The sequence below is a fragment of the Gallaecimonas xiamenensis 3-C-1 genome (assembly GCF_000299915.1).
In the GTDB taxonomy this organism is placed as follows: domain Bacteria; phylum Pseudomonadota; class Gammaproteobacteria; order Enterobacterales; family Gallaecimonadaceae; genus Gallaecimonas; species Gallaecimonas xiamenensis.
This window is the reverse complement of record NZ_AMRI01000034.1, coordinates 24,779-40,418: the sequence shown is the minus strand read 5'-3', so window position 1 is coordinate 40,418 and position 15,640 is coordinate 24,779. Positions and strand designations below refer to the sequence as shown.

Sequence of the window (15,640 nt, the reverse complement as noted above, 5' to 3'; positions counted from 1 at the left end):
TGGATTCAATTGTTAAAGAGCGTCGCTCTGCTGAGCGAGGATGCGTATCTTACATCCTTGAGATTCAAAGTCAACCCCTTGAACCCGAAAATCTTAAGTTAACAATCTGTTATCTCTTAAGTTTTTCTTTTTCGGTCTGCGCTTTTCTTCGCTGCATCCCGTCGATGGAGTGGCATTATAGGGAGCGCGCGCGGCGCTGCAAGGGCTATTTTAAAGTTTTCTTTCAACCGCTGTTTAATTGAACGAAAGCGCGCAAATTCGCTGTAAATATCATCAGAAAGGGGGCTTTATGAGCCTGGAAACCTACAAGGGCATTGCGCCCGACTTATCTGAAGGCGTCTATGTCCACCCCAGTGCCGTGCTGGTGGGGGATGTTCAGATAGGAAAAGACAGCTCGATTTGGCCCTTGGTGGCCGGCCGGGGTGATGTAAACCATATCCGCATCGGTGCGCGCTCCAATGTGCAGGACGGTACAGTGCTGCATGTGACCCGCAAACATAAGGAAGTGCCGGACGGTTATCCCCTTATCATCGGCGACGACGTTACAGTAGGACATAAGTGCATGCTGCACGGTTGCCAGCTGGGTAACCGTATCCTGGTGGGCATGGGCGCCATTGTCATGGACGGGGTAATAGTAGAGGACGATGTGATCATCGGTGCCGGCAGCCTGGTGCCCCCCGGCAAGCGCTTGGTGTCCGGTTACTTATATATAGGGTCGCCGGTGAAACAGGCCCGCCCATTAAATGAAGGTGAGCGAGCCTTCCTGGCGGTGTCTGCCGACAACTACGTGCGGCTCAAGGACGAATACCTGGCTTAATCGAAATGCAGTTCGCCCTGGACGTCCAGGGCCTCTGCCGCCAGGGCTTCTTCTATTACGTCTTCCATGCGCAGCTGTTCACGGTTGATAAGGTCGTCAGCCTGGGCAGCCAGCAGCTGGCTTTCATCAAACCAACTGGCATGGAAGTAACAGGGGATACGCCAGCCATTAAAGGTGGCATCCAGGCGGATGCTGCCGCTGGCCTCGTCAAAGACAGCCGCGTCGAGAAACTGCAATGACTGGTTCATAGCCCCTCCTTCATTTCCGCCAGTACCTGTTGCCAGTTCGGCAAGACCCCCCGCCATAGACGAAAGCTCTCTGCCCCCTGGGCTACCAGCATACCCAGGCCGTCACTGCTGGCCTTGCAGCCGTTGTCCAGGGCCCAGCGCTCAAAGGCGGTGCCGCCGGGCTTGTACACCAGATCATAGGCCAGGCTGGCCCCGGCAAAGAGACCGGCAGGCACAGCCGGCAACTCGCCGGTCAGGGATGCGGCGCTGGCATTGAGGATAAGGTCAAAGTGCTGACCAGCCAGGGCGTCCATGGCCTGGGCTTCGATACCGAACAGCTCGGCCAGGGTTTGGGCCTTGGCCAGGGTACGGTTGCACAGCACCAGGGCACTGGGCCCTTCGGCCAGCAAGGGCCCCAAAATGCCCCGGGTGGCGCCGCCGGCCCCGATCACAAGAATACGGGCTCCGCCGAGGGGTGCCCCAAGGCGTTTGAGATCCGTCACCAGGCCCACCCCATCGGTGTTGTCCCCCAACCAGCTGCCGTCCGGCTGCAAGGCCAGGGTATTGACGGCGCCAGCCTGGCGGGCCCGGTCGGTCAAACGGTGGGCCCAGGCGAAGGCGGCTTCCTTGAAAGGCACAGTGACATTGGCGCCTTTAAGGCCGGCGGCGATGTGCGCCTCCAGGGTAGCCACAAAGGCGTCCAACGGTGCCAGGGTGCGGTCATACTTGATATGCTGCCCAGCCAGTTCGGCAAAACGGCGGTGCATGGCGGGAGAACGGCTGTGTTCCACCGGATGGCCAATCACAGTGTAGTGGTCCATAGAAAGCTTATGTGGAAGTGGTTGAAACGTAAGATGAGCATATCAGAACACCCCTCGCCCCAGCGCACCCCTTATGAACTGATGGGTGGCGAAGCGGCGGCCCGGCGCCTGGCGGACCGTTTCTACGACATCATGGAGACAGACCCGGCGGCGGCAGAGCTACTGGCCCTGCACCCACAGCCCCTGGATGCCATACGCCAGAAGTTCTTCGAGTTCCTGTCAGGCTGGCTGGGAGGCCCTGGCCTATTTGAAGAAAAGTACGGCCACCCCAGGCTGCGCATGCGCCACATGCCCTTTCCGGTGAATCAGCAACTGCGGGACCAATGGATGTACTGCATGGACAAGGCCCTGGCTGCCGAGGTGGCCAACCCCCAGCTGCGCAAGGCCCTGCATAATGCCTTTGCGCCACTGGCCACCCATATGATCAACCATTAAAGAAGGCGGCCTCTGCCGCCTTCTTTTATTCCGCCAACCAATCCCTTGGCCGCAGGTAGTCGGCCAGTTGCGCCTCAGGGCTGCCCGGCTCGGGCTGGTAGTCATACTCCCAGCGGGCCAGGGGCGGCATGGACATCAAGATGCTCTCGGTACGGCCGCCGGTTTGCAGGCCAAAAAGGGTGCCCCTGTCCCACACCAGGTTGAACTCCACATAGCGGCCCCGGCGATACAGCTGGAACTGGCGCTGGGGTTCACCGTAGGGGGTGTCCTTGCGCTTTTCGATGATCGGAATGTAGGCCTGGCAATAGCCCTGCCCCACCGCCTGCATATAGGCAAAGCACTGCTGGAAGTCCCATTGGTTGAGGTCATCGAAGAACAGGCCGCCCACACCCCGGGTTTCGCCCCTGTGCTTGAGATAGAAGTAGTCATCGCACCAGGCCTTGTGCTCGGCGTAGAGGTGATCGCCAAAGGGCTGGCACAGGTCACGTGCCACCTGGTGCCAATGCCTGACGTCGTCCAGCACCGGGTAGAAAGGAGTCAGGTCGAAGCCACCGCCAAACCACCAGATGGGATCTTCCCCTTCCTTTTCGGCGATAAAGAAACGGACATTGGCATGGCTGGTAGGCACATGGGGGTTACGGGGGTGGATAACCAGGCTAACCCCCACCGCATGGAAGCTGCGCCCGGACAGTTCGGGCCTGTGGGCGGTGGCAGATGCCGGCATGTTGTCACCGAAGACATGGGAGAAGTTGACCCCGCCTTGCTCGATAACGGCGCCGCCGGTCAATACCCGGGTGCGGCCGCCACCGCCGCCGGGGCGCTGCCAGGCGTCTTCCACAAACCGGCCCTGGCCGTCGGCTGCCTCCAGCTGGGCGCAGATCTGGTCCTGCAGGGCCAGCAGAAAGCCTTTTACTTCTTCCAGCTTCGGATGGCTCATGGTCACTCCCTGAATTGCGCGCCGGTGATGGCGTCGAAAATTGGCGTGGGCTTGTCCAGGCCACCGACCTCACCCTCTACCACCAGCACGGCGTCACCAAAGTGCTGGCGCACCGCGTCGGCGGTCATCAGCGGCGGCTCGCCGGCCTTGTTGCAGCTGGTGGACACCAGCGGCTTGCCATATTCGAAACAGAGGTTGCGCACCAGGGGATGGTCACTGACCCTGACCGCCAGGCTGTCGTGTTGGCCCTTGAGCCAGTCCGGCACGTCCGCCTTGGCGGGCATCACCCAGGTAACGGGCCCCGGCCAGCGGGAGAGCACCGCAAAGCGGCGGTCCTGGGGGATGTCTTTGTCACGGATGTACTTGATGGCCTGGGAATAACTGGCCGCCACTATGATCAGGCCCTTGGCCGGGTCCCTTTCCTTGAGGGCCAGCAGGGCGCGCACCGCCTCTTCGTTGTCCGGGTCACAGCCCAGGCCGAAAACGGCTTCGGTGGGATAGGCGATGAGGCCGCCATTTTGCAGGTGTTCGATAACAGCGTCGTACATGATGGGCATCGGCTTGAACGTGATGCCCTCATTCTAGCGCCGTGCGCCCCGGGGTTGAACGGCTGATTTTGCAAAGGCCCTACTGGGCCAGCACCTTGGCGCAGCCCTTGACCGGGCATTGCAGTACCGCCTTGCCCTTGAGGGTGCGGCGCACCATCAGCGCCCAGCCGCAGTCGGGGCAGGCCTGGGCCACGGGCGGATCGTTCAGCACGTACTTGCATTGGGGATATTGGTTGCAGGCGTAGAAGGTCTTGCCGAAACGGTTGACCCGCTCCAACAGCTCCCCATGGCGGCAGGCCGGGCAGGGGGTGCCGGTGTCCTTTTCATCCTGGTCATCGGCAATGTAATGACAGGCCGGGAAGGCGGTGCAGCCGATGAACATGCCGTAGCGGCCCTGCTTGACCGCCAGGGGCGCGCCACACTGGGGGCAAGGCGCGCTGTCGAGCACCTTTAGAACGGCGCTTTCGTGGCCCTTTACCGGCCGGCTGTAGTGGCAGGCAGGGTATGAGGCGCAACCGATAAAACTGTGCTTACCCACGTGGCGCAGCTGCAATTTGCCGCCGCAGTCGGGGCAAGGGTCGTCAATCTGCGCCAGGGCGTGGGTGTCGGCATCAAACAGGCTGTGGTCAATCTTGGACATGGCCTTTCCCCTCCTACTTTGCACAGGCGACCATCGCGGCGCCCTATAGTACCAGCTGCGGGCACAAGGGGTAAAAGGGGTTGCCGGCAGCGCGGTGCCAGCGAAGCGGGTTCCCTTTGTCAGGGATTGGCAGTCGGCGTCGACCCGGTGCCAGGCACTTGGTCGCAGCCCTGTCCCGGCTTAGTGCAGGTGCTCGCCGGGTTCCTCAAAGAGCAGGTTTTCCATCTTGGCGTAGGCGTTTTCCTGGCCGGGGACATTAAACAGCACCATCAGCACCACCCACTTGAGATCTTCCAGTGAGATGCTTTGCTGCTCCAGGTCCATCAGCCGGTCAATGGTCATTTCCCGGGTTTCGCCGCTCAGCACCTGGATTTGCTCCAGGAACAGCAGGAAGCCACGGCACTGGGTGTCCAGGCGCAGCATCTCTTCGGGGGTGAAGATACGGATGCTTTGCTGGGGCACATTGACCAGGAAGGGCTGTTCGCCATTTTCCTGCAACGCCGCCAACCGCTCCAGCCAAGCCAACGCCTTGAAGATCTCCTCATGGCGGAACCCGGCACGGGTCAGTTCGTCGGTGAGTTGCTCGTGGTCCATCATCACTTCCACTTCAGAATGGACATAGTTTTCGAACAAATACATGAGGACATCAAACATGCGACTGCCTCCTCTGTCTGACATACCCGCCCGGGACACGGCACACATAGCCTTGTATCTCCAGCTCGAGCAAATATGAGAGGACGACATCCACCGCCAGGTTCGACCTTTCTAGGATCAGGTCCAGCGGTGTTGTGTCGTCTCCTACAGTATCCAGAACCGGGTGTTCTGGCAATCCTTGCTGCATGTCCTTGGTGACGGGGCCCGGGGAGGACCAGCCCTTGAGGGCAAACAGCAAATCGTCGGGGGTCGTTGCCAGGCCGGCCCCCTCTTTTAACAGCTGATGGCAGCCCTGGGCTTGGGGGTTGAAGGGGCTGCCGGGCACGGCCAGCACCTCCCTGCCCGCCTCGGCCGCCAACCGCGCCGTGATCAGGGACCCGGAAGCCAGGCTGGCTTCCACCACCAGGGTGGCCAGGGACAACCCGGCGATGATGCGGTTGCGCTGGGGAAAGAGCGCCGGCAGGGTGGCGGTGCCGGGGGGCATTTCGCTCAGCAGCAGCCCCTGCTGGGCGATCTGTTCGAACAGGGTCTGGTGGCGGCGCGGGTAACAGCGTTCCAGGCCGCTGGCCAGCACCGCCAAGGTAGGGGCGCCTTGTTGCAGCGCCTGCTGGTGGGCCAGGCCATCTATGCCCAAGGCCAAGCCTGAGGTCAGGGCCAGACCCGCTGCCAGCAGCGGCTCTAGCAAGGCCAGGGCATTACGCCCGGCCGGGGTGGGCTTGCGGGTCCCCACCACTGCCAACTGGGGCCTGTCCCACAGGGCCTTGTCGCCCTTGTAGAAAAGCCGCACCGGTGGCCAGGGGCTTTCGGCCAGCAGCCAGGGGTAATCCGGATCCCCCAGGAAGCAAAGGCCGGCGCCGTCGGCCGCCATCCAGGCCAGGATCTGGTCGACCCTGTCCCAATCCAGCTGCGCTCTGGCCTTGATAAAGCCCTGGGGCACCCCGGCGTCCCGCAATTGTTGGGGGGACTCAGAAAGCAAAAACGCCGGCGACCATAAGGCCAACCGGCGCCAGCTTGCAGCCCGGATGCCGGGCAGCAGGGACAAGGCCAACTGCTGCCGGACCCGGTCCATGGTTACTCCGGATTGGTAGCCATATCCATTTCGCGGATAGGCTTCTCGGCCTTGAGGATCAGGGCCAGGCTGAGCTTGTCGAAGGTGCGGAACACCATCATCTGACCTATGCCCTCGGAGGGCTGCACCACTGTGGCTTCCTCGGAGGAGAACCAGCGGTCGAAGACAGAAGCGTCCTCTTTGTACTGGGCATCATCCTTGAGGATAACGGTGGCCCCCTCACGGCGGGCCTCCAGCACCAGGCCTGGCTCCAAGCCGTCGCGGGCACCCTTGTCGAGGATCACCACGTCGTATTTACCCAGGGCCCGGGTCTTGCGGTAAGAATCGATGATACGAGCTTCCACCAAGGCGCCTGGGGCGTGGGGTTGGAAGAACACCGGCAGATTGTGGTCGTCCAGGGGCAACAGGTAGTCCCCCTGGGTGATTTCACGCTCGGTCTGCACCACTTTCAGTGACGCCAGATCCAGGCTCTTGGCGTCTTCCCCTTGGCCGATCTGGGCCTGTTGCACGTCCATGGCCTTAACCACGGATACCAGCACGGCTTCTATGCCCAGCTCTTCCCCTGACTTGGGATCCAGATAGCGGTTGCCCTTACGGTAGACCCCGTACAGGCGCCCATCTTCTATCTTGTCGCCCCTGGCATAGATGTCCATATGCTGGGTCATGCGCTTGGTAAGGTCGGAACCGCCGGTGATACGGGGTGCGCCTTTAAGCAGCTCGTCGTCCACGATCTGCTGGTGGGTCAGGAAGGCACGAATATGGTTGGTGGGCAGGGTGGGAATGGCATCGCCTTTGTCCACCACCCGCACAGTGGGCGACAACTTGACCAGGGGTTTGCGCACCAGCTGCGGCACGCCGTCGATGATCACCAGGCTGAGTTTGTCGCCGGGGTAGATAAGGTGAGGGTTATCGACTTGTTCGTTGGACTGCCAGAGCTTGGGCCAGAGCCAGGGGTTTTGCAGGAACTTGGCGGAGATGTCCCAGAGGGTGTCTCCCTTCTTGACCACGTAGGTCTCGGGGAAGTCGTTTTTGAGTTTTAGATCGTCGGCCAGAGCGAGCCAGGTGACGGCCGCCGCAGCCAGTGCAAGCAGGATTTTTTTCATTTTTTTCGTCCTTTTGCCAGCCCCTCGCTGGCAGCTGAGAACCTTGGTTGATTATTATGGCTGTCATTGCCAGGTTCAAATGGCTAAAATTACAGCATATCAATCTGGCTTCATACACATATTAGCGCAGTAATCAGAAACTTATGGCAGTTCTAAACGTTTTGCACTACCCAGATGAGCGCCTTCGCACTGTGGCCAAACCGGTCGCAGAGGTCAACGACGCCATCCGCCAACTGGTCAGCGACATGTTCGACACCATGTATGACGAAAACGGGATCGGCCTGGCCGCCACCCAGGTAGATGTCCACCTGCAGGTGGTGGTGATGGACATCTCCGAAGAGCGAAACGAGCGCCGTGTCTTCATCAATCCCGAGATCATCGAGAAAGACGGCAAGGCCATGGGCGACGAAGGCTGCCTGTCCGTGCCCGGCTCCTACGCCGAAGTGGAAAGGGCCGAACACATCAAGGTCAAAGCCCTGGACGAGCAAGGCCAGGAATTCATCCTGGAGGCCGAAGGCCTGCTGGCCGTTTGTGTCCAGCACGAACTGGACCACCTCAAAGGCAAACTCTTTATCGACTACCTCTCCCCCCTCAAGCGTGAGCGCATCCGCAAGAAGCTGGAGAAGGAAGCCCGCCAGAACGCCCGTCAAACCGCTACCATCTGACGAGGATCCCCTTGAGTAAATTGCGTATTGTCTTCGCGGGCACGCCGGATTTCGCGGCCCGCCATTTGGCGTCTTTGCTTTCCAGCAAGCATGAAGTGGTGGCGGTGTTCACCCAGCCAGACCGCCCCGCTGGCCGTGGCAAGAAACTGACCCCAAGCCCGGTAAAGGTGCTGGCCGAGCAGCATCAGGTCCCCGTCCACCAACCCCAGAGCCTTAAAAAGCCGGAAGCCCAGGCCGAACTGGCCCAGTACCAGGCCGATGTGATGGTGGTGGTGGCCTACGGCCTCATTCTGCCCCAGGCGGTACTGGACCTGCCGCGCCTTGGCTGCCTTAACGTGCACGGCTCCCTGCTGCCCCGCTGGCGCGGCGCCGCCCCCATTCAAAGGGCGATCTGGGCCGGCGACAAGGACACCGGCGTGACCATAATGCAGATGGACAAGGGCCTGGATGCCGGCGCCATGCTCAGCAAGGCCAGCCTGGCCATAGGCCAGGACGACACCTCTGCCAGCCTCTATGAAAAGCTTGCCGAGCTGGGCCCCAAAGCCCTGCTGGACACCCTGGACCAGTTGGAATCCCTCAGCGCCGAGGTCCAGGATGACAGCCAGGCCAACTACGCCGAAAAGCTCAGCAAAGAAGAAGCGCAAATCGACTGGCAGCAAGACGCCGCCTTTATCGAGCGCTGCGTAAGGGCCTTCAACCCCTGGCCGGTGAGTCATTTCACTTACCAGGACCAAAGCATCAAGGTCTGGCAGGCCGAAGTTGTGGCCGGCCCCAACAACCAGCCCCCCGGCACCGTGCTGGCCGCAGGCAAGCAGGGGCTGGATGTAGCCACGGCTCAGGGCATCCTTCGCATTACCCAACTGCAGCTGCCCAACAAGAAAGCCATGACAGTGGCCGATGTGCTGAACGCCCGCCAGGACTGGTTTAGCCCGGGGACCTTGCTGTCATGAGTGCCAAACTGCGCGCCCAGGGCGCAAGGGTACTGGCAGCGGTACTGGACGAAGGCCGGTCCCTGAACGAGGCCCTGCCCGCCGCCCAAGGCGCCCTGGCCAACCCCAAGGACAAGGCCCTGCTGCAAGCCCTGTGTTTTGGCGCCCTGCGCCAGTACCGGCTGCTGGATACCGCCCTTGGTCAGCTGATGGACAAGCCGCTGAAGGGCAAGACCCGCATCCTGCACCAGTTGCTGGTGCTGGGCCTCTACCAGCTTTTCTTCAGCCGTATTCCCGCCCATGCCGCCGTTGGCGAAACCGTGGCCGCCGCGCCGCTACTGGGCCAGGGCAAACTCAAGGGCCTGGTGAACGGCGTGCTACGTAACGCCGAGCGCCAGGGTCAGGCACTGCTGGACGGTGCCGCCCGCAACAAGGCGGTGGCCAGCCTGCACCCCGACTGGCTGCTGGGCCGGCTGCGCAAGGCCTACCCCGAACAATGGCAGGCCATTATCGACGCCAACAATACCCAGGCACCGCTCTGGCTGCGCGCCAACCAAAGGGTGCAGGACAGGAGCGCCTACCTGGCCTTGCTGGAGAAGGCAGGGATTAGCGCAGAAAGTGAGCAATCACTTACGTCCGGTTTCAAATTGGTCGAAGCCCAAGACGTGACCACCCTGCCCGGCTTTAGCGACGGCGCCCTGAGCGTGCAGGACGGCGCCGCCCAATTTGCCGCCGAGCTGCTGGCCCCCAAAGACGGGGAGCGCATCCTCGACGCCTGCGCCGCTCCCGGTGGCAAGACCGCCCATATCCTGGAGCTGGCCGACGCCAAGGTAACGGCGTTGGACGTCAGCGAGCAGCGCCTGGAGCGGGTCAGCGAAAACCTCGCCCGCCTCGGCTTCAAGGCCAAGGTGGTGGCCGCCGACGCCAGCCAGCGCGATTGGTGGGACGGGGTAGCCTTTGACCGCATCCTGCTGGACGCCCCCTGCTCCGCCACCGGCGTTATTCGCCGCCACCCGGATATCCGCTGGCTGCGCCGCGACCAGGACATCCGCGAACTGGCCAAGCTGCAAGCCGCCATCCTCGACAACTGCTGGGCCATGCTCAAGCCAGGCGGCACCCTGCTTTATGCCACCTGTTCCGTGTTGCCGGAGGAAAACGGCGCGCAGATCCAGGCCTTCCTGTCCCGCACTCCGGACGCCACCCTGGCACCGGTACGGGACGGCGAAAGCGCGGCACAACCGGGCTGGCAGCTGCTGCCCGGGGACAAAGAGATGGATGGCTTCTTCTATGCAAGGGTGCTAAAAAAGCCGTAGTCCGAATCAAAAGCCCTTCTGATACGGGAACTTGGGCATGAAAATTATCATTCTGGGTGCCGGCCAAGTCGGTGGCACCCTGGTTGAAAACCTGGTGGGTGAGCAGAACGACATCACCTTGGTGGACCAGAGCCTGGACCGCCTGCGCGAACTGCAAGACCGTTTCGATATCCAGGTGATCCACGGCAACGCCGCCCACCCGGACACCCTTAAACGTGCCGGCGCCGAAGACGCCGACATGCTGATCGCCGTATCCAACAGCGACGAAACCAACATGGTGGCCTGCCAGGTCGCCTATACCCTGTTCCATACCCCCACCAAGATCGCCCGTATCCGCGCCGACCAGTACCTCAAGTACCGGGACAGCCTGTTCGGGGACAACGCCATACCGGTGGACCACATCATTTCCCCCGAGTCCCTGGTCACCAATTACATCCGCCGTCTGGTGGACTACCCCGGTGCCCTGCAGGTGCTGGACTTTGCCGACGGCAAGGTGGGGCTGGTGGCGGTCAAGGCCTATTACGGCGGGCCTTTGGTGGGCAACGCCCTGTCCACTCTGCGCGAACACATGCCCAACGTGGACACCCGGGTGGCCGCCATCTTCCGCCAGGGCCGGGCCATCAAGCCCCAGGGCACCACCGTTATCGAGGCGGACGACGAAGTGTTCTTTATTGCCGCCGCCGGCCATATCCGGGCGGTAATGAGCGAGTTGCAGCGCCTGGAACAACCCTATCGCAAGGTGATGATCGCCGGTGGCGGTAACATCGGCGCTGGCCTTGCCAAGCAGCTGGAGAAGAAGTACGCCGTCAAGCTGATTGAGCGTAGCGCCGCCCGGGCCGCCTACCTGTCCGAACGCCTGAGCAACACCATCGTCTTTACCGGCGATGCCTCCGACCAGGAGCTGCTCAAGGAAGAACACATAGACCAGACCGATGTCTTTATCGCCGTCACCAACGACGACGAGGTGAACATCATGTCCGCCATGCTGGCCAAGCAGCTGGGGGCCCACAAGGTGATGGTGCTCATTCAGCGCGGCGCCTATGTGGACCTGGTGCAGGGCGGCACCATCGACATCGCCATTTCCCCCCAGACCGCCACCATCTCGGCGCTGCTGACCCATATCCGCCGTGCCGACATCGTCAACGTCTACAGCCTGCGCCGGGGCGCGGCCGAAGCCATAGAGGCAGTAGCCCACGGCGATCCGGGCACCTCCCACGTTGTGGGCCGGGCGGTGGCCGATATCAAGCTGCCCCCAGGGGCCAGCATCGGCGCCATAGTGCGAGGTGATGAAGTGCTGATCGCCCACGACAGGACCGTCATCGAAAGCGGTGACCACGTGGTGCTGTTCCTGGTGAACAAGCAGCATATCGCCGCCGTCGAAAAACTCTTCCAACCCAGCGCTCTGTTCTTCTAGGCTACTCATGTTCAACTACAAGCCCGTTCTCTACATCATCGGCGTCTTCCTCAACGTACTGGCATTGATGATGTTGCTGCCCACGGCCCTGGCCTTCTGGGACGGGGAGAACGGCACCATGCAGTTCTTCGAGTCGGCCATCATCACCTATGCCGCCGCCCTCTTCTGCATGACCAAGGGCAACAGGGATCTGGGCCGCTTCAAGGTGCGGGACATGTTCCTGCTCACCTCCATGACCTGGGTCTTTACCTCGGGTTTTGCCGCCCTGCCCCTGGTGTTCGTTGAGCACATCAGCTACACCGACGCCTACTTCGAGACCATGTCCGGCATCACCACCACCGGCTCCACTGTGTTGTCGGGGCTGGACACCCTGCCCCGCTCCATCCTCTTGTGGCGCTCCTTGCTGCAATGGCTGGGTGGGGTCGGCTTTATCGTCATGGGGGTAGCGGTACTGCCCTTCCTGGGGGTAGGGGGCATGCGGCTGTTCCGCACCGAGTCCTCTGAATGGACCGACAAGAGCGCGCCGCGCACCGCCACCCTGGCCCGGGACATCCTCTGGGTCTACCTGACCCTGACCGGCCTGTGTCTGCTGTGCTACTGGCTGTCGGGGATGGGCTGGTTCGACGCCTTCAACCACGCCATGACCACCATTTCCACCGGCGGCTACTCTACCTCGGACGCGTCCATGGCCCATTTCGGGCCGGCCAGCCACTGGGTAGGTACCCTCTTTATGATGGCCGGCGGCATGCCCTTTTTGCTGTTGGTAAACGCGGTGCGTAAGAACCAGTGGAATATCTGGCGGGACGAACAATTCAGGGGTTATGTGCTGTTCCTGGCGTCGGTGTCCCTGGTGCTGGCCACCTGGCTGTGGTGGCACAAGGGCGAGCCCTTCCTGGACGCCCTCAGGATGACCTCCTTCAACGTAGTGTCGGTGGTGACCACCACCGGCTATGCCCTCACCGACTACAGCATGTGGGGGCCCTTTGCGGTGACCGCCTTCCTGCTGCTGATGTTCGTGGGGGGCTGTTCGGGGTCAACCTCGGGGGGCATCAAGATCTTCCGCTTCCAGTTGGCCGCCGGCATGTTGCACCTGCAGCTCAAGCAGCTTATCCACCCCAACGCGGTGTTCGTACAGAACTACAACCGCCGCCCGGTCAGTGACGACATCATCCGCTCCCTGGTGGCGTTCAGCTTCGCCTTCTTCCTGACGGTGGCCTTTATCACATTGGTGCTGGGGCTGATGGGGTTGGACCTGGTAACGTCCTTCACCGCCGCCATCACCTCGGTAACCAACGTGGGCCCGGGCCTTGGCGATCTGATCGGGCCGGCCGGCAACTTTGCCAACCTGCCCGATGGCGCCAAATGGCTGCTTTCCTTAGGGATGTTGCTGGGCCGCCTGGAAATCCTGACGGTGGTGGCGGTACTTACACCGGCTTTCTGGCGCCAATAAGGCGGCGGGCAAAGGCCCTGACCTCGGCCCAATCGGTGAAGTCCACATTGGTGCGGGTATTGGTGGGGCCGTCGGTCAGCCACATGATGAAGCGGATCATCAGCTTGTCAAAAAAGCGGTACTTGTCCCATTTCAGCGCCCCGGCAAACACCGCCAGGCGCTGGGGGTGCCAGGGGCTTTTTTCCAGGAACTTCTGCATATAGCGGGAACCGGCCGGGCTGTCCTTACCGGTTTTGCGGGCGGTGAGGTTGACCGAGAAAAAGGCGTTAGGCCTGGCGGTCAGTTCCACCGCCTGGGCTTTGACGAACTCATAGAGACAAGGCCTGTGGTCCCCGTAACGCACGGCGCCCCCCACCACCACCAGATCTATCCCTTCCCATTCCGGCTCGCCGTTGCGCTCGATGTCGCAAAAACGCACCTGGTGTCCGGCCTCGTGCAGCACCTCAGAGATGGCCTGCATGATGGCGCGGGTCTGGCCGTCCACTGAGGAGTAGGCCAGCAGTATGGTTTGGGTGGTCATGGTGTGTCCTCGTTCAACGCCCTGCATTGGATAGCCGGCTGTAATGCCAGCCAGGCCAGCAGTCCTTCTTGCTCACCGTCTGGTACGGCAATGCGCAGTTGTACCTTGTCGGCAAAGCTTTCTTCAAGCACCTGGCTGCCGGTCTTTTGCAGCCAGTACTGCAGGTCGGGCAGTTGGCCATAGGGCAGGGTCAGTTCCAGGGTGCGATAGTGCACGCATAGCCGGCTGGGCAGTGCCTTTAAGGCGCTGGCCACGCCACCGCCGTAGGCCCGCACCAGGCCGCCGGTGCCCAGCTTGACGCCCCCATAGTAGCGCACCACAACGGCACTCACTTCCCCAAGGCCGGACCCCAGCAACTGCGCCAGCATCGGCTTCCCCGCCGTACCGGCCGGCTCGCCGTCGTCGCTCATGGCATATTGCTGGCCGTCTGTGGGGTGGCCGGCCACGGCCGCAAAGCACCAGTGGCGAGCGCCGGGGTGCTTGTCCTTGCAGTCTTGCCAGAAGGCGCGGGCCGCCGCCAGGCCCTGGGTATGGGCCAGCAGGGTGATAAAGCGGCTCTTCTTGAGGGTTTCTTCAACCGCCAAGTCTTGGGCGGGAACGAGATAGGACATGAAGGGAGCGGGGTTTCGGCACAAACCCCGCAGTCTATCAGGCCAGGCCCAGCTTACGGGTCATGTTTTCGATGCCGTCGCCGTGCACTATGACGTCGTCTTCGATACGGATGCCGCCGAAGGGCTTGAAGGCCTCTACTTTGTCCCAGTTGACCAGCTCGGCGTGCTCGCCGGCCTGCACTTCTTCGAGCAAGCTGTCGATGAAGTAGAGACCGGGCTCGATGGTCAGCACGTTGCCCGCTTCCACTACTCGGGTGGTGCGCAGGAAGGGGTGCTGGGCCGGGGCCGATTCCTTGTCCCCATGGTCGTTGGCCATAAAGCCGCCCATGTCGTGGACCTGCAGGCCCAAATGGTGACCGAGGCCATGGGGGAAGAAGGCACGGTTGATGCCGGTGGTCAGGGCGGTTTCGCCATCACAGCGGATGATGCCGAAGTCCTTGAGGATCTTGGCTACCCCCAGGTGGCACTGATGGTGCAGCTCGGCGTACTTGAGGCCGGGTTTGAGACCGGCCACCAGGTCCCGTTCCAGTTGGTCCATGGCCGCAATCAGCTCGGCAAAGGCGTTGTCTTCCCGGGCATAGGTACGGGTGATGTCGGCGGCATAGCCGTTGAAGCTGGCACCGGCGTCAATCAGGAAGCTACGGCTCTGGTCCGGCACCCGACGGTCAAAATGCATGTAGTGCAGGATGGCGGCGTTGCGGTTGAGGGCGACGATATTGCCATAGGGCATGTCGTTGTCGCCCTGTTCGGTGGCGCTCAGGTAGGCCTGGTTGATACCGAACTCGCTCTTGCCGGCAAAGAAGGCTTCCTTGGCGGCCAGGTGGCCCTTGACGGCGATGGCGTTGGCTTTGCGCATGCAAGCCAGTTCCCACTCGGTCTTGTAGGCCCGGTAGTAATGGAGGTAGTTCAGTACCGGCTCGGGGTTCAAATCCTTAAAGCCCAGGCTTTCGGCATAGGCCTGGTGCTCGCCGATATAGGCTACCCGGCTCTTGTCCTGGGGCAGGGCCTTGGCGGCGGCGGCCGGGGAGTCAATCAGCACGATATCGAACTGCTCGCTCCAGTATTCGCTGGGGGCATCGGCCACCTTGTGCCAGAAATCCACCGGGCGGAAGAACAGCAACTTGGGCTTGTCTTCACCGTTGACGATCACCCAGCAGTGGGGGTTGTCGATGACCGGCAGCCAATGCTTGAAGTGGGGGTTGGGCTTGAAGGGGTAATGGTTGTCATCCAAAAAGACCCCCAGCTGCTGGCCGGCGTGAATGGCCAGGGCCTGGTAGCCGCTGCGTGCCAGGGCCGCCTTGGTGCGCTTTTGCAGCTCGGCAATGTGGTCGGGGTAAAGGCGTGCCAGATGTTCCATACTGTTCACCGTCATTTCTGAATGATAAAGCGCCATCCTATCATTGCCAGCAGGAGGGACCCAAGGCAGCCCATCGACCCGGCCCGGGCGCTGACCGTACGCCAACTTAAACAGCCACATTAAACGGATG

Annotated in this window: 19 protein-coding genes; 8 read left to right on the top strand and 11 right to left on the bottom strand. The window is 61.8% G+C overall.

Going from position 1 to position 15,640, the window contains the following annotated elements; translation table 11 throughout:
* Together B3C1_RS20680 and B3C1_RS17710 are read left to right on the top strand one after the other, a co-directional pair.
* Nucleotides 1–242, top strand: a 242-nt coding sequence (locus B3C1_RS20680) for a hypothetical protein (protein WP_237751017.1), incomplete at its 5' end; no start/stop codon positions are given.
* A gap of 47 nt (nt 243–289) precedes the next feature.
* Nucleotides 290–817 carry a gamma carbonic anhydrase family protein gene (locus B3C1_RS17710; protein ID WP_008486510.1) on the top strand — a complete coding sequence of 176 codons (528 nt, stop codon included), beginning with the start codon at nt 290–292 and terminating at the stop codon, nt 815–817.
* On the opposite strand, the gene B3C1_RS17705 is transcribed toward B3C1_RS17710, so the two are convergent.
* Both B3C1_RS17705 and aroE read right to left on the bottom strand, forming a co-directional pair.
* On the bottom strand, nt 814–1,065 hold the full coding sequence (locus B3C1_RS17705) for a DUF1488 family protein (protein ID WP_008486509.1): 252 nt from the start codon (nt 1,063–1,065) through the stop codon (nt 814–816). The genes B3C1_RS17710 and B3C1_RS17705 overlap by 4 nt on opposite strands.
* Complete coding sequence (aroE, locus tag B3C1_RS17700) at nt 1,062–1,865, bottom strand: shikimate dehydrogenase (RefSeq protein WP_008486507.1); 804 nt, start codon at nt 1,863–1,865, stop codon at nt 1,062–1,064. The genes B3C1_RS17705 and aroE overlap by 4 nt, the downstream gene beginning before the upstream one ends.
* Nucleotides 1,866–1,898: 33 nt before the next feature.
* Between aroE and B3C1_RS17695 the strand changes: the two genes are divergently transcribed.
* Nucleotides 1,899–2,300 carry a group II truncated hemoglobin gene (locus B3C1_RS17695; protein ID WP_008486506.1) on the top strand — a complete coding sequence of 134 codons (402 nt, stop codon included), beginning with the start codon at nt 1,899–1,901 and terminating at the stop codon, nt 2,298–2,300.
* Nucleotides 2,301–2,325: 25 nt separating this feature from the next.
* On the opposite strand, the gene hemF is transcribed toward B3C1_RS17695, so the two are convergent.
* From hemF to B3C1_RS17665, 6 genes are all read right to left on the bottom strand, one after another.
* Complete coding sequence (gene hemF, locus B3C1_RS17690; RefSeq protein WP_008486505.1) at nt 2,326–3,237, bottom strand: oxygen-dependent coproporphyrinogen oxidase; 912 nt, start codon at nt 3,235–3,237, stop codon at nt 2,326–2,328.
* A 2-nt stretch (nt 3,238–3,239) separates the two neighbouring features.
* Nucleotides 3,240–3,794, bottom strand: coding sequence for an L-threonylcarbamoyladenylate synthase type 1 TsaC (tsaC, locus tag B3C1_RS17685; protein WP_008486504.1), 555 nt, complete (start codon nt 3,792–3,794; stop codon nt 3,240–3,242).
* Nucleotides 3,795–3,864: 70 nt separating this feature from the next.
* Nucleotides 3,865–4,425, bottom strand: coding sequence for a topoisomerase DNA-binding C4 zinc finger domain-containing protein (locus B3C1_RS17680; RefSeq protein WP_008486503.1), 561 nt, complete (start codon nt 4,423–4,425; stop codon nt 3,865–3,867).
* Between the two features lie 180 nt (nt 4,426–4,605).
* Nucleotides 4,606–5,079: a DUF494 family protein gene (locus B3C1_RS17675; protein WP_008486502.1), complete on the bottom strand. Its 474-nt coding sequence runs from the start codon at nt 5,077–5,079 to the stop codon at nt 4,606–4,608.
* On the bottom strand, nt 5,072–6,148 hold the full coding sequence (gene dprA / locus B3C1_RS17670) for a DNA-processing protein DprA (RefSeq protein WP_008486501.1): 1,077 nt from the start codon (nt 6,146–6,148) through the stop codon (nt 5,072–5,074). Before dprA ends, B3C1_RS17675 begins: the two co-directional genes overlap by 8 nt.
* Nucleotides 6,149–6,150: 2 nt before the next feature.
* A complete protein-coding gene (locus B3C1_RS17665) occupies nt 6,151–7,251 on the bottom strand; it encodes a LysM peptidoglycan-binding domain-containing protein (protein WP_008486500.1) in 1,101 nt (366 codons plus the stop codon).
* Between the two features lie 143 nt (nt 7,252–7,394).
* Between B3C1_RS17665 and def the strand changes: the two genes are divergently transcribed.
* From def to B3C1_RS17640, 5 genes are read left to right on the top strand one after another with little or no spacing between them, the layout of a single operon-like run.
* On the top strand, nt 7,395–7,916 hold the full coding sequence (def, locus tag B3C1_RS17660; protein WP_008486498.1) for a peptide deformylase: 522 nt from the start codon (nt 7,395–7,397) through the stop codon (nt 7,914–7,916).
* Nucleotides 7,917–7,927: 11 nt separating this feature from the next.
* Complete coding sequence (gene fmt / locus B3C1_RS17655; protein WP_008486497.1) at nt 7,928–8,866, top strand: methionyl-tRNA formyltransferase; 939 nt, start codon at nt 7,928–7,930, stop codon at nt 8,864–8,866.
* A complete protein-coding gene (rsmB, locus tag B3C1_RS17650; protein WP_008486496.1) occupies nt 8,863–10,158 on the top strand; it encodes a 16S rRNA (cytosine(967)-C(5))-methyltransferase RsmB in 1,296 nt (431 codons plus the stop codon). Before fmt ends, rsmB begins: the two co-directional genes overlap by 4 nt.
* Before the next feature lie 37 nt (nt 10,159–10,195).
* Nucleotides 10,196–11,572 (top strand): Trk system potassium transporter TrkA, encoded by a 1,377-nt coding sequence (gene trkA, locus B3C1_RS17645; RefSeq protein ID WP_008486495.1) that lies wholly within the window; start codon nt 10,196–10,198, stop codon nt 11,570–11,572.
* A gap of 7 nt (nt 11,573–11,579) precedes the next feature.
* Nucleotides 11,580–13,022 (top strand): TrkH family potassium uptake protein, encoded by a 1,443-nt coding sequence (locus B3C1_RS17640; RefSeq protein ID WP_008486494.1) that lies wholly within the window; start codon nt 11,580–11,582, stop codon nt 13,020–13,022.
* On the opposite strand, the gene hemG is transcribed toward B3C1_RS17640, so the two are convergent.
* Genes hemG through pepQ form a run of 3 tightly spaced genes read right to left on the bottom strand, consistent with a single transcriptional unit; the run spans nt 12,997 to nt 15,510 of the window.
* Nucleotides 12,997–13,542: a menaquinone-dependent protoporphyrinogen IX dehydrogenase gene (hemG, locus tag B3C1_RS17635; protein WP_008486492.1), complete on the bottom strand. Its 546-nt coding sequence runs from the start codon at nt 13,540–13,542 to the stop codon at nt 12,997–12,999. The genes B3C1_RS17640 and hemG overlap by 26 nt on opposite strands.
* Nucleotides 13,539–14,153, bottom strand: a complete 615-nt coding sequence (locus tag B3C1_RS17630; protein ID WP_008486491.1) for a YigZ family protein — start codon at nt 14,151–14,153, stop codon at nt 13,539–13,541. Before B3C1_RS17630 ends, hemG begins: the two co-directional genes overlap by 4 nt.
* Before the next feature lie 37 nt (nt 14,154–14,190).
* Nucleotides 14,191–15,510 carry a Xaa-Pro dipeptidase gene (gene pepQ / locus B3C1_RS17625; protein WP_035482696.1) on the bottom strand — a complete coding sequence of 440 codons (1,320 nt, stop codon included), beginning with the start codon at nt 15,508–15,510 and terminating at the stop codon, nt 14,191–14,193.
* Nucleotides 15,511–15,640 lie beyond the last annotated feature (130 nt).

Bases quoted from the DNA above. Each gene is read 5' to 3' on its own strand.
- B3C1_RS17710 (WP_008486510.1), top strand. From the start codon at position 290: ATGAGCCTGGAAACCTACAAGGGCATTGCGCCCGACTTATCTGAAGGC.
- B3C1_RS17705 (WP_008486509.1), bottom strand. From the start codon at position 1,065: ATGAACCAGTCATTGCAGTTTCTCGACGCGGCTGTCTTTGACGAGGCC.
- aroE (WP_008486507.1), bottom strand. From the start codon at position 1,865: ATGGACCACTACACTGTGATTGGCCATCCGGTGGAACACAGCCGTTCT.
- B3C1_RS17695 (WP_008486506.1), top strand. From the start codon at position 1,899: ATGAGCATATCAGAACACCCCTCGCCCCAGCGCACCCCTTATGAACTG.
- hemF (WP_008486505.1), bottom strand. From the start codon at position 3,237: ATGAGCCATCCGAAGCTGGAAGAAGTAAAAGGCTTTCTGCTGGCCCTG.
- tsaC (WP_008486504.1), bottom strand. From the start codon at position 3,794: ATGCCCATCATGTACGACGCTGTTATCGAACACCTGCAAAATGGCGGC.
- B3C1_RS17680 (WP_008486503.1), bottom strand. From the start codon at position 4,425: ATGTCCAAGATTGACCACAGCCTGTTTGATGCCGACACCCACGCCCTG.
- B3C1_RS17675 (WP_008486502.1), bottom strand. From the start codon at position 5,079: ATGTTTGATGTCCTCATGTATTTGTTCGAAAACTATGTCCATTCTGAA.
- dprA (WP_008486501.1), bottom strand. From the start codon at position 6,148: ATGGACCGGGTCCGGCAGCAGTTGGCCTTGTCCCTGCTGCCCGGCATC.
- B3C1_RS17665 (WP_008486500.1), bottom strand. From the start codon at position 7,251: ATGAAAAAAATCCTGCTTGCACTGGCTGCGGCGGCCGTCACCTGGCTC.
- def (WP_008486498.1), top strand. From the start codon at position 7,395: ATGGCAGTTCTAAACGTTTTGCACTACCCAGATGAGCGCCTTCGCACT.
- rsmB (WP_008486496.1), top strand. From the start codon at position 8,863: ATGAGTGCCAAACTGCGCGCCCAGGGCGCAAGGGTACTGGCAGCGGTA.
- trkA (WP_008486495.1), top strand. From the start codon at position 10,196: ATGAAAATTATCATTCTGGGTGCCGGCCAAGTCGGTGGCACCCTGGTT.
- B3C1_RS17640 (WP_008486494.1), top strand. From the start codon at position 11,580: ATGTTCAACTACAAGCCCGTTCTCTACATCATCGGCGTCTTCCTCAAC.
- hemG (WP_008486492.1), bottom strand. From the start codon at position 13,542: ATGACCACCCAAACCATACTGCTGGCCTACTCCTCAGTGGACGGCCAG.
- B3C1_RS17630 (WP_008486491.1), bottom strand. From the start codon at position 14,153: ATGTCCTATCTCGTTCCCGCCCAAGACTTGGCGGTTGAAGAAACCCTC.
- pepQ (WP_035482696.1), bottom strand. From the start codon at position 15,510: ATGGAACATCTGGCACGCCTTTACCCCGACCACATTGCCGAGCTGCAA.